At 68.1% G+C, this 11,150-nt stretch carries 10 protein-coding genes and 3 pseudogenes; 7 read left to right on the top strand and 6 right to left on the bottom strand.

The genetic code is table 11. The annotated features are described in order from the left end of the window. Positions 1-190: 190 nt before the first annotated feature. Positions 191-910, top strand: a pseudogene (locus tag ACZ499_RS39865) (transposase); the annotation flags it as partial. Here the strand turns inward: ACZ499_RS39865 and ACZ499_RS39860 are convergent. Beyond that, a pseudogene (locus tag ACZ499_RS39860) lies at positions 911-1,043 on the bottom strand (IS5/IS1182 family transposase); the annotation flags it as partial. It lies immediately after the preceding pseudogene. A gap of 526 nt (positions 1,044-1,569) precedes the next feature. Between ACZ499_RS39860 and ACZ499_RS39855 the strand changes: the two are divergent. Further along, the gene (locus ACZ499_RS39855) at positions 1,570-2,205 is read left to right on the top strand and encodes a hypothetical protein (protein WP_468682093.1); all 636 of its coding nucleotides are present in this window, start codon (positions 1,570-1,572) and stop codon (positions 2,203-2,205) included. A 661-nt stretch (positions 2,206-2,866) separates the two neighbouring features. On the opposite strand, the gene ACZ499_RS39850 is transcribed toward ACZ499_RS39855, so the two are convergent. Next, the gene (locus ACZ499_RS39850) at positions 2,867-3,790 is read right to left on the bottom strand and encodes an alpha/beta hydrolase (protein ID WP_468682091.1); all 924 of its coding nucleotides are present in this window, start codon (positions 3,788-3,790) and stop codon (positions 2,867-2,869) included. Positions 3,791-3,857: 67 nt separating this feature from the next. On the opposite strand from ACZ499_RS39850, the gene ACZ499_RS39845 reads away from it, so the two are divergent. Continuing rightward, positions 3,858-4,334: a MarR family winged helix-turn-helix transcriptional regulator gene (locus ACZ499_RS39845; RefSeq protein WP_468682089.1), complete on the top strand. Its 477-nt coding sequence runs from the start codon at positions 3,858-3,860 to the stop codon at positions 4,332-4,334. Between the two features lie 41 nt (positions 4,335-4,375). Here ACZ499_RS39845 and ACZ499_RS39840 read toward each other — a convergent pair whose 3' ends face one another. Both ACZ499_RS39840 and ACZ499_RS39835 read right to left on the bottom strand, forming a co-directional pair. Continuing rightward, a complete protein-coding gene (locus ACZ499_RS39840; RefSeq protein ID WP_468682088.1) occupies positions 4,376-4,546 on the bottom strand; it encodes a hypothetical protein in 171 nt (56 codons plus the stop codon). Beyond that, on the bottom strand, positions 4,546-5,178 hold the full coding sequence (locus ACZ499_RS39835) for a hypothetical protein (RefSeq protein WP_468682086.1): 633 nt from the start codon (positions 5,176-5,178) through the stop codon (positions 4,546-4,548). The genes ACZ499_RS39840 and ACZ499_RS39835 overlap by 1 nt, the downstream gene beginning before the upstream one ends. Before the next feature lie 123 nt (positions 5,179-5,301). Here ACZ499_RS39835 and ACZ499_RS39830 point away from each other — a divergent pair, with 123 nt between their 5' ends. From ACZ499_RS39830 to ACZ499_RS39815, 4 genes and pseudogenes are all read left to right on the top strand, one after another. Further along, entirely contained in the window at positions 5,302-5,706 is a 405-nt protein-coding gene (locus tag ACZ499_RS39830; protein ID WP_468682084.1) for a hypothetical protein, read from the top strand. Positions 5,707-6,099: 393 nt separating this feature from the next. Next, the gene (locus ACZ499_RS39825) at positions 6,100-6,681 is read left to right on the top strand and encodes a hypothetical protein (protein WP_468682082.1); all 582 of its coding nucleotides are present in this window, start codon (positions 6,100-6,102) and stop codon (positions 6,679-6,681) included. An 877-nt stretch (positions 6,682-7,558) separates the two neighbouring features. After that, complete coding sequence (locus tag ACZ499_RS39820) at positions 7,559-8,401, top strand: isocitrate lyase/PEP mutase family protein (RefSeq protein WP_468682080.1); 843 nt, start codon at positions 7,559-7,561, stop codon at positions 8,399-8,401. A gap of 99 nt (positions 8,402-8,500) precedes the next feature. Next, positions 8,501-9,190: pseudogene (locus ACZ499_RS39815) on the top strand (phytanoyl-CoA dioxygenase); the annotation flags it as partial. 7 nt (positions 9,191-9,197) lie between these two features. Here ACZ499_RS39815 and ACZ499_RS39810 read toward each other — a convergent pair. Next, a complete protein-coding gene (locus ACZ499_RS39810; protein ID WP_468682078.1) occupies positions 9,198-9,569 on the bottom strand; it encodes a hypothetical protein in 372 nt (123 codons plus the stop codon). Positions 9,570-9,970: 401 nt separating this feature from the next. Continuing rightward, complete coding sequence (locus ACZ499_RS39805; RefSeq protein ID WP_468682076.1) at positions 9,971-10,708, bottom strand: VOC family protein; 738 nt, start codon at positions 10,706-10,708, stop codon at positions 9,971-9,973. Between the last annotated feature and the right edge of the window lie 442 nt (positions 10,709-11,150).

The following is an 11,150-nucleotide window of genomic DNA, read 5'->3' as shown; positions in this document are numbered from 1 at the left end:
CCCGATACTGGTTGTATCGGGGTGATCCCGACAACGCGGCGAGCGTGCGTGCCAGACGCCGCCGGGCAGACGGGACTTTCGAAACACGCCCTAGGTCGCTTACCTGGATATTTACCGGACGCCGGGGCAGCCTTCGCCTGATCATGTGCTCCGACCAAGGACACCCGTGACCACAGAGAAGACCGTGAAGGTGAGTTTGCTGCCTGATCATGTTCCGGCGGAAGCGTTCGCGAAAGCGTCACGCTTCCGGGAGGACTTATTCGGCTGCCTGACCGCGCGCGGGTACGAACTGTTCGACCTCGCCGACGCGTTGCTGTGCGCGGACGGACCGGTGACGGCGCCGGTCGACCTGACGCTGGTGGCCGAACACCGGCGCGGGCACGGAGCGATGTACGACGCGCTGAACAGCGGGAACATCGACGTGCCCCGGCTGCGGCAGGTGCTGGCCGGCCTGCCCATGCCGCAGGCCGCCGACGGCCGCCTGGTCCTCGCGGTCGACATCAGCCACTGGCTCCGCCCCGACGCCCCGACCAGCGCGGAGCGTCTGTTCTGTCACGTCTACGGCCGCAGCGGACGAACCTCGGTCCAGTTCGTGCCCGGCTCACCGTACTCGTTCGTCGCCGCCCTGGAATCGGGCCGGACGTCCTGGTGCCAGCTCCTGGACGCCGTGCGTCTCGGGCCGGCCGACGACGTTGCCGAGGTCACCGACGCACAGGTCCGCCGGATGGTCGTCGACCTGATCGAGATGGGCAGCTGGCACTTCGGCGACCGCGACATCCTGGTCGTGTTCGACGCCGGCTACGACGCCCCGCGCATGGCTCACCTCCTCGACGGCCTCCCGCTCGAGGTGCTGGGACGGATGCGCTCCGACCGTGTCATGCGACGGCCGACGCCCTCACTCAAGGAGCACCTTCCGCTGGCAGATCAGGATGATCCTTTGGGTGCGCGCTGCGGTGAGGTCGTGGGTCAGGCCTGGCAGGGCCGGGGGAGATCCACAGCACCCGGTCAGTGGGGTCGGTAACGATCTGCACGTTCACCCCACGCCAGCCCACCCGTGCCCGGCTCCGGCGATCGCCCGGCCCTCCTGCTCCCGGCGGCACCCCCTTGCCCAGACCATCGACCTCCGTCGGCAGACCGTCACGCAAGATCGAGCCTTGGACAAGGCCAGGACAAAGGACGAATCCAGGACGACCCAAGGACACGTGTTCGTAGCCTCCTTGTTGTTCAGCCCGTTCTGGCGCGATGAAAGGAGTAGGAAAACGTTCGGCCAAGGAAGCTGCGGCCACGACGATGGCCGTGGTTCTTCCTGGCAATCGCGCCTGTGAGCAGCGGAGGATCAGTACACCCGGATGGATGGTCCGGCGCCATGGCTGCAGCTTCAACGCTCCGAGCGTCGGTCCCCCGGCCAGCCGGGCTTCCTGGTCCTGCTGCTCCGCGCACGGCCGGCCCACGCGACGAGGACCGCTGAATCGGCACCGCTGGCTACCAGCCACGCTTGTTGGCGCTCCAGAAGCACCGCGTAGTCAATGCCGTTGCGCACGCACCGTCAACACGAGACGAGGGGAAACCGTGTCTGCACTGCCCAGAACACGCAAGTTCCGCCGCACCATCGCCATGACCACCGCCGTGCTCGCTCTCGCCGGCGGAACCGCATTCGGCGCCGCCACCACGGCGACCGCCGCTGACGTCGCGCCCGCAACCATCAACGTCACCAGCGGCGCGGCTCACCCCGCGCCGCACCACATTGCGCGCACGAGCACGACGAAACCGAGCTTGACCACCTCGTGCAACCCGCGGGTCTGGATCGGGGACCAGGCACCGTACGGCTGGCAGGGTTGGATCACCGCCGGATGGGTCCAGCAGTACTGGAACCAGTGCAACGACCACGTGGGCGTCTACTGGTGGTGGAACCAGGACTTCATCAACCGGGTCGGCGGTACGGCGACCATCAAGGTCAGTTCACCCTACGGGCCGCTCCTGGCCGCTGGCACCGTCAACACGAGCAACACCCAGTGGTACTTCGAGGCGTCCCAGTGGACCCACGGCACGCCGAGCCCCGACGCCTGGCGTGCAGGTGCGGAGGTCAACTCCAGCGGCTGCACCGAGTGGGCCACGCTGCACTGGTACGGCGGCCAGGACTGGGATGGCGACCGCGGCGGCTGCAACGACCCGTACGCCCCGTACCCGAATGGATCCCAGCCGTGATCCGGCCGTCGTCGGGCTACCGCCCAACCGGCTGACCTGGCCTGAGGGCCGTTCCGGCCGCCGGCGTCCCCGGATGTATTGGTGGCATGGACGTGCTCGACGGTCGGCGGATGCATGAAAGGTGCTCAGCCGGACGGAGGCTGTTGCCGCGAAGAACATCGCGGCAGGCAAAGGGGGCGCGATGGCGGTCGTCATCACCCCTGAGATCAGCTACTACATGGTGATCAACGATGGCACCGGCCGGGGATCAGCCGGGAGCCCTACATGACACTGGGACTTCCGCCTGTTGGTGCATGACCAGGGCAACAAGGGTTATTCGGTGGTCTTCCCCACCAAGGATCGGGTTACACCATCGAGATGACGTCGAGCAACTGGGGCGGATACCGCTATCTGCAGGCCGTGACGACCGGCGTGAAGCTCGTCCAGGAAGGTGACGCGCACATCTGGGAGCCGGAATCCCGTACGAAGGGAGCCGCGTCCAAGACCTTGGGTGCCTGCCCGGTGTACAACACGGGTGGCGACAAGGCTGGATCTACGCCTGCGAAAGCGTTCTCCCCAACCTCGGCAGGGATTTCGCGTTCTGGACGCTGGAGAAGACATGACCGATACGCGCCGGGAAACGTAAGGAAAGGGGCTCGGTGCACTTGCACCGGGCCCCTCTTCACGTCAGCGCCGGGTCTGAGCGGTGCATGGCGCGGATGTGCTGGCGGAGAAAGAGGGCGGCGCGCTCCAGCGCCTCGTCGGCTTCGTCCAGGACACCGGCGAATGCCTGGAAGACATGGGGAACGTCCGCGGTGATGTCCAGGATGACGTCCACTCCGGCTGCCCTCGCACGCGTGGCCATGCGTGTGGAGTCGTCCAGGAGCATTTCGTTGGTGCCCGACTGCAGAAGCGTCGGGGGGAAGCCGGCCAGGTCGGCGAGGGTGGCGGGGCTGAGCATGGGCTGGTGAGGGTCCTGTCCCGCAAGGTACATAGCCCCGGTGTGGTCCAGGCCCTCGCGAGTGAAGAACGGATCGATGCCCGCCTTGCTGTCCATGGTCGCGCCTGTCCGGGTCATGTCGAGTCCGGGGGAGAACGCCACGATCGCGGCGGGCATGGGCAGGCCCGCGTCGCGGGCGGCGAGGCAGGTGGTGGCAGCGAGGCCGCCACCTGCGGAGTCCCCGGCGAACGCGATCGCCGCAGGGGCTTCGCCGCTGTCGAGAAGTGCGCGGTAGGCGCTCAGCCCGTCCTCGATCGCGGCCGGGAACGGATGCTCAGGGGCAAGGCGGTAGTCCAGCGAGAACGCCCTGAACCCTGTTCTGGTCACCAGGTTCCCTGTCAGCGACATCGCCGTCTGTGGTGAACCGACCACGTAGGAGCCGCCGTGGAAGTAGAGGATCGTGCCAGCCTTCGGAGTGCCGGTCGGCTCGACGAGCACCGCGGGCCGGTCGCCGAGTGCCTCGGTCCGGGTATGGATCCCTGCCGGGACGATCATCTCGGCCATCATCGCCCTGAACCCGGCACGGAGCTCCTCCACCGGCCGAGGGCCCTCGGGCCGGGGCCGCCGGACCATCGCATCGATCTCCGCGCGCTGTTGCCTGCTCATGGTCGTCTCCATCACAAGTACCTGCCAAGGAACTATATGCCTAGGAATATAGGCTAAGATATATGCCATGGCATCCAAGTCAAGCGGTGGCCGGGTCGACCTCCCGGGCTTCTTCGCCGATCTTGTCCGCTGCGAGACGCGCCTCTACAACGCGCTCAACGACCGTCTTCGCGAGCGGCACGGGATCGTCACTTCACAGTTCGAGTTCCTGCGCTTCCTACGCGAGCACCCCGGGTCCCGGGTGGCCGACCTCGCCGCCGAGTTCGCCATCGGGATCGGCGCGACCAGCAAGGGCATCGACCGCCTGGAGAAGCAGGCATGGGTCGTACGGCGGACCAATCCAGCGGATCGCCGCTCATCACTGCTGGACCTGACCGGTGACGGCCTGCAACTCGTCAAGGCGGCGGAGGCGACCTTCACTGGAACACTGGCCGAGCTGACCGCAGACACCCTCGACAGCCCCTCAGGACTGGCCGCCGTACAGACCCTCTCGCAACTCCGTGCCGTGCTCGAACGCGACCAGATCGGCCTGCCCACAGGCTGACCGGCATGTGCATCCAGTGCGCCGGCCCGCCGACCGCGTGATCAGCCGTTATTGCGAGGCGTATCCCGCAGATGGATCACGACTCGAAATGAACCGTTGACCGACCCGTACGTCATCGACAAGGTCCACGATGTCGTCCCCGCCGTGATGACGTCCTCGGGCACGGGCGCCCGGCCCTCGGCCAGCCACAGCTGGCGAACGGCCGTACTCATCACAGGTCCATGAACGACAAGGTGGCCAGCAGTCCCAGCGGCTGGGTCAGGCGCGGGCGCCAGTTCGGGAAGTGGTAGCCGGCGAACGCCCGGACACTGCCGTCGGCGTACGGGTGGGTGAGAGTGGTGAACTCACCGCTCTGGGGGAAGATGCCGTGCTGGGCGACCACGGCCCCGAGGTGGTCGGGGTGGGCGTTGCGCAGGTGCGGGGCCCAGCCCATCGGCGGCAGATCCGCGGTGAGGGCGATCGCGACGGTGACGGTCGACTTCACCGAGTCGGTGTGCAGCCCCTGGAAGTCACCCTCCCGGTACAGCACCACCGCGCCGCCGCGCGGGATCAGCCGGGGAATGCCGGTTGCCTCGCGCAGCGCGGACAGCAGCGTCTTGTCGTAGGCGAGCGCCTCCAGTACCGGGCCGGGCGGGATGAACGCGCAGTGCACCGGGGAGGCGAACGAGCCGTCTCGATGGGCGCTGGTGTGTTCGTGGATGTGCGGCGTGGCCATCGGCTGCCGCTCGTGTGCCTCCTCGGCCAGAGCCTTGAACCGGTCCTCGGCCCGGACATCGGGCACCACGACGGTGCCGTGTTCCTCCCATGTGGCGCGCGCCGGGCTGCGTTCCGCTACCGCTTCCATGTCCGTGATCCCCTCCGGGAGAACTCGTCGGGTGTCGCCAAACAGTGAATGGGGCAAGGGAGTTGGCAGGTAGCGTGCACGACGAGCGGAGCGGTATATCAGGTATACGAGGGCAGGGGCGCCATGACCCAGCGCACGCCGAATCACCGGCTCAAGGAGCTGGTCGCCGCCTCCGGGCTGACCTACGCAGCGCTTGCGGCCTCGGTGCGCACCGTGGCGGCCGAGCGGGGCGAGGTGCTGCGGACGAACAAGTCGGCCGTTGAGCACTGGATCACGGGTGTGGTCCCGGCCGGCCCCACCGGCTTCTGCCTCGCCACGGCGCTCTCGCGAAGACTCGGCAGGATCATCACGCTGGAGGACTGCGGACTGCCTACCGGGCAGCGGGTAGAGAGTGACAGCCTCGGGCTGTCGCTGGACGACGACCCGATCGACGCCCTGATGCCGATGTGGAGAGGCGAATTGAACCGACGCAACTTCCTCGCCACGTCCCTCTACTCCGTGGCAGCGCCCGGTCTCCCGCTCCACTAAGTCGTGGACATCGCCGGGCGTACCGCGGCCGCCCGGAGCGGGGCGGTGGTCTGGATGGCCGAAGTCGCCGCCTGCTGCGGTTGCTGTTGCTTCCCACTTGGCCCCACTTCCTCTGGAACCTCACGTTCCAGTCTCCAGGTGTCCAACATCAAGGGGAAGCTTCAGTCTCCCTGGCCGACAAGCCCAAGGGCCAACGGGCCAACCGCCGGCGCCGAGCCAGTGACGGCGGCCACCCGACCGGGTGCGACAAAGAGATCCACCGACGCCGCAACGACCGCAATGAAGCGGCGGCTACGCTCTTGCTCAGTGCCGGCCGTGGCCCATCAGGAGAGCGGGCTGTTCACGTGGCCGAGCCCAGCGCCCTTGTCAGTGCCGCACCGTAGATTCCCCACCATGGGTATCTACTTGGTCAGCATCGCCTCCGACGACTGGGACGACGAAGAAGTCCTCAAACCCACCGCCCGCGCACTCACCGCCGAACTGACACGTCTCAAGCTGCCGCCACTCATGCCCCCACAGCCACACGACTTCGTCCCTGGATCAGGCACCACATTCGAAGAGAAGCTCAACCGCCCCATGGACAGCTTCAGCACGCTGTGTCGCACTCAGCCCGACGGCCAGGATCACACCGACGCACTCCTCGGCTGGGACCTGCTCCTGCCCATCAACCTTCCCCGGCCCATCGAACTGCGCGTGCCTTCGTTCCACCCCGACACCACGACCGCGCAATCCGCCCACACAGTCCTTGCCGCCGCCCAGACACTGGCCAGCCAGCTGGCACTGCCGCCGCAGATCCCTGCATACTGCGACAACCTCAACCTCACCAATTGGTTCGACAGCACCCAAGTCCAGCGAGCAGCCGAAACGCGCCCAGGCCCCTGGCAGGACAACCTCGACGCCGCCTTCTACACAGCGGTATACCTCCGCGCAGCCGAACACAGCCTGCGCAACGCCTGCCCTCTCCACTACACCTGACCCACCCCGACACCCGGGCCACGATCACTACGACCACAGGAAGACGCCTCGACCCTCGCGCGCCTCTGGCCAGCACCAGTCGTAGTCCGCCCGGCGCGTCCGTGATCCTGCGCCCGTAGCGGCTGTGCGTACGCGCCGACAGCGTCCCGCACCCCGGACATGCGAAAGCCACCGCGTCCTTCGTGCTCGCCGCCCTCCACCAATGCATGCTCCACCACCACCGTCGTCAGATGCGGGCAATCCAACTCCAGCAAGTCCTCCTCCTCACCGTGGTGACCGGACAGGTGATGGGCGCACGGTCCTCGGTCAGGTCCCGGTCGCCGGGTCTCGGTGGACACGGGGTCCTGCCGGTCGCCTTCGACAGGGCGGGTGCGGTGCATCGCCCGGCTGACCAGGGCCGTGGACACGAGGGTGAGCACGATCGTTGTGGTGCCCAGCACGCCGCCGGTCAGCGGTCAGGTCCGCGGGCGCTCGATGCAGGTCGGCTTCGTCGTCGGCCGGGACGCCGATGCGGGTACCGGCGATCGCGAGCGCCACGACCGGAGCGTGAACGCAACCGGATCGGCAGGCGCACCCATAGTCCCTGGCTTAGCCGGGCGGGATCGCTGCCTCGCCCCTGTGCGCCGATATGACGCGCGCGGGGGCGAATCACCGCTGCCGCAGGCCGTGGTCAACGGCCTCGGCGGCTGCTGTTGCACGCAGGACGTCCCGATACGGCCGCGACTGAAACACCATCTCCCTGCAACTACCCCTCCAGCCAAAGCCGTTAACAAGAAAAGCTACCGTTACGTGGCAAGCCGCCGGGTAGAGGCGTTCCTTGCCATGGCGTCATGATCCACATGTGGCTGGAGGGGTTCTGTTGACTGGTGGCACGACCTTGAAGACCTTGTTGGAGGGCCGGGAGATCGTTCTGGCCCCGGGAGCGCCCGACTCGATCACTGCTCGGCTCGTGGAGGCGGCCGGCTTCCCCGCGGTGTATATGACGGGTTTCGGCGCGACAGCCAGCCGACTGGGAATGCCGGACATCGGGCTGCTCAGCCAAACGGAGATGACCGAGCACGCACGCAACATGACCCGTGCGGTAGCGATCCCGGTGATCGCGGATGCCGACACCGGCTACGGCGGCCCCAGCAACATCGACCGTACCGTGCACGAATTCCTCTCCGCCGGTGCGGCGGCGATCCACCTCGAAGACCAGGCCATGCCCAAACGGTGCGGCCAGGCGAGCGGCGTGCGGCTGCTCGACGCGGAAAGCAGCGTCAAGCGTCTGAGGTGCGCGCTGGAGGCACGCGGGTCGGCGGACATGCTGGTCATCGGCCGCACTGACGCCCTTCCCGCGCAGGGAATCAACGAAGCGGTCCGGCGCGCCCGCCTCTACCAGGACGCGGGTGCTGACCTGGTCTTCGTGGACGGCATCAAGAAGATCAGCGAACTGGAGGCGGTGGCCGCGGCGGTCGAGGGCCCGAAAGTGGTGTCCGTCGTCGACGGCAACGAGACCACCCGGCTGACCGCCACGGACCTCCAGGAACTCGGATTCTCCCTGGCCTTCTACGCCGTGACGGCTCTGTTCACCGCCACGCGGGCCGTCGCTGACGCCCTGTCCCACCTCCGGGCCGCGGGCACGCCCGCCGGTGGTCCCCCGCAACACAGTTACACGGAGTTCTCTCAACTCGTCGGTGCCGACCTCCACACCGAACTCGACGACCGGTTCGGCGGCTGAGGCCCCGATCGTGGTACGGAGTAGTCTCCGCCGGGACCGTGGGTGTTCGCCCGGCCGTCACCGCCGTGCGTCCACGTGCCGGCATCGCAAGCGAGAGACGGGTGCGACCCAGACAATGCGGCAACTTGGACGCAGCCCAGGCGCTGGGTGCCCGGAACGGCGCAGGGCCCGTTCGCCGCCGCACCCAACTCCCCCGCCCTGCATCGCGCGTACGACCTGCTCGTCGGCGCGGGACGCTGGGAGCCACGCTACTCGCTGGGTACGTTCCCGCTGCGCTTCCCGCACGAGGAGGAGCCGGACGACGCCGACTGGCACATCGAGGGGAGCTACCTGCCAGACGGCGAGAGCTGGTAATTCACCAACCTGCGCTCCCGGGGCCGGGCGTTGCTGATGCTGTTCCTGTTCCTGTTCCTGTTCAGCGAGGTCGGTGAACAGGACGCCCCGACCCGGATCCGGGTCGGCTCACACCTCGACGTGCCGAAGGTGCTGGAGCAGTACGGGGAAGACGGGGCGAGCGGGCTGGCTCTTGCGCCCGATCTGGTGGCGGTGTCCGACCACCGGCCACTCGCCCTCGCCACCGGGTCTCCGGGCGACGTCTTCCTGTGTCATCCGTTCCTGGTGCACGCTGCGCAACCGCACCATGGCGTGCGACCGCGCTTCATGGCGCAGCCGCCGCTGATGCCGACCGCGCCGTACGAACTGGAGCGGGCCGACGGCACGTACTCGCCCGTGGAGATCGCGATCCGTCGGGGCCTGGGGCAGGACACCCCGGTCACCGGCCTTGACTGAGAATCACTCAGGCTTTCCGCCAGAGGCCGGCGCAGCACAGACCTCGGTGAGGATCGCGCAGGAGGTGGTCACCATCCGCGCCGCCATGGTCGGCGGCATCACCGCGTGGGTGGTCCTTGCTGTGCGCCATCCCGGTGCGGATCTGGCGCCCGTAGTCGAGGTACTCCCGCCTGTCGGGCAACGTTTGACCGATCTCGCTGAGCTGTGACCGCTCGCCGCTGACCAGCTGGCTGCGAGCCGGGCCCGGGGAAAGCCGGCCGACTCGGCGACCAGTGCGGGCTTGGTGGTCGGTCGAGAAGTGGGCGTCGTCGAAGAGGGGATCGAGGGGATCACCCTCGTATTCGACCTCGTATCCGACGATGAGACAGGCCTCGGCCACTGGTCCCTGGGAGAGCTGACGGCATGCGTCCACAGCGTCACGGAATAGCGGCCCAAGCTTTGAATGCGGCCGCCCCTGATCGCGAGTTACCCCACACCTGCTCGATGGATCTCCACAGCCATCCCTGACCTGACCGGGCGTCACAGAGGCGGCCGCCCGATGGACAGCCCATTCCGGGGGCGGGGCGGACTGTCCATGGTGGCCGAGGGCCAGCGGGTGGCGCCACCGTAGGCGGCGGGGCCGTACGGGCACCGACGGCTACGGCCCGCTCGTGGCCTTCCTGGTGTCCAATGACGCGCGCTGGATCACCCGGGGACACCATCCCCCCTCTCCGGCGGCATGCGCTGACGCCACGTGGTCTGCGCCGCTGATCCGAAACCGGCCGGAGCCGCTGCTCAGGGTCAGCGAGGGGTGAGGAGGCAGAACTCGTTGCCTTCCGGGTCGGCCAGAACCGTCCAGGAGATGGCGGACTGGTCGATGCCGGGGTCGGCGGCGCCCAGGGAGCGCAGTCGGGCTTCCTCTGCTGCCAGGTCGTCACCGGGGTAGGGGCAGACGTCGAGGTGGACGCGGTTCCACACGCTCTTGATGTCGGGGGTGCGGAGGAATTCCAGGTAGGGGCCGACGCCCTTGGCGGAGCGCATGGTCGCCTGGTCGTCGGTGACCTCGTGCAGCGTCCAGTCCATCGCCTCGCCCCAGAACCGGGCCATCTCTCGTGGGTCGGTGCAGTCGACCACCACCGCGGCGATCGGCCCGGTGTCCTGGTAGATCGGGCGGGGCTCCAGGACGCAGAACTCGTTGCCCTCCGGGTCGGCCATGACCGTCCAGGGGACGTTGCCCTGACCCACGTCGGCGAGCGTCGCGCCGAGATCCTTCAGCCGTGCGACCAACTCCGCCTGATGGGCGGTCGAGGTGGTGGCCAGATCAAGGTGCACCCGGTTCTTGACCGTTTTGCGTTCCGGGCGGGCGATGATGTCGATGCAGACGGCCACGGGGTCGGGGTAGGCGAAGCCCACGGGTTCGAGGTTGGTCACTCCGGGTCCCTCGCTGTCGACACCCCAGCCGAGTGCCTCCGCCCAGAACCGGCCGAGCACGGAGTCGTCCTGGGCCTTCATATTGATCTGCACAAGTCGTGTTGCCATGCCGCAGATCCTAGAAGCTGTCGCCGGCCCTGGCCGCCGCGATCAGACATGTACTCGACCCGGTACTGACCGTGGTCGCCCCGCCGAGACTGTGCGAGTCCTCGTTGACGAAGGCTAGCCCGGGCCGCGGCCGCGGCATGGGGTTGTACGACGGCACAATCGTGCGGCTTATCGGCGGGCCAGCCCTTTCCTCACGTTGCGGGAGAGGCCTTAGCTGCGGTGTCGCCCGGGCTGGGGGACGGGGAACGCGCTGAGCTGCTGGTGCAGCTCGGGGTGGTGGCGCCGACGGGGCTGCCGAATCCGCGGCTGCCCCGGGTGGTAGGCCGAGCGCTGAGTGGGACCGGCCGCGCCCGGTACGGCAGGAGAGCCCGATACGGCAGCAGGGGCCGGGGGGGGTGGGGGGGGGGGGGGGTGTTGGCCTGGTGGGCTGCTCGACGTCTAC

The sequence above is a fragment of the Streptomyces sp. NPDC031265 genome (genome assembly GCF_055570295.1).
The sequence above is the reverse complement of the archived record's forward strand: the minus strand, read 5'-3'. Positions and strand labels throughout refer to the sequence as shown.

Excerpts from the sequence above, each read along its gene's own strand:
- ACZ499_RS39850 (WP_468682091.1), bottom strand. The coding sequence starts at position 3,790 with ATGAGCAGGCAACAGCGCGCGGAGATCGATGCGATGGTCCGGCGGCCC.
- ACZ499_RS39845 (WP_468682089.1), top strand. The coding sequence starts at position 3,858 with ATGGCATCCAAGTCAAGCGGTGGCCGGGTCGACCTCCCGGGCTTCTTC.
- ACZ499_RS39840 (WP_468682088.1), bottom strand. The coding sequence starts at position 4,546 with ATGAGTACGGCCGTTCGCCAGCTGTGGCTGGCCGAGGGCCGGGCGCCC.
- ACZ499_RS39835 (WP_468682086.1), bottom strand. The coding sequence starts at position 5,178 with ATGGAAGCGGTAGCGGAACGCAGCCCGGCGCGCGCCACATGGGAGGAA.
- ACZ499_RS39830 (WP_468682084.1), top strand. The coding sequence starts at position 5,302 with ATGACCCAGCGCACGCCGAATCACCGGCTCAAGGAGCTGGTCGCCGCC.
- ACZ499_RS39825 (WP_468682082.1), top strand. The coding sequence starts at position 6,100 with ATGGGTATCTACTTGGTCAGCATCGCCTCCGACGACTGGGACGACGAA.
- ACZ499_RS39805 (WP_468682076.1), bottom strand. The coding sequence starts at position 10,708 with ATGGCAACACGACTTGTGCAGATCAATATGAAGGCCCAGGACGACTCC.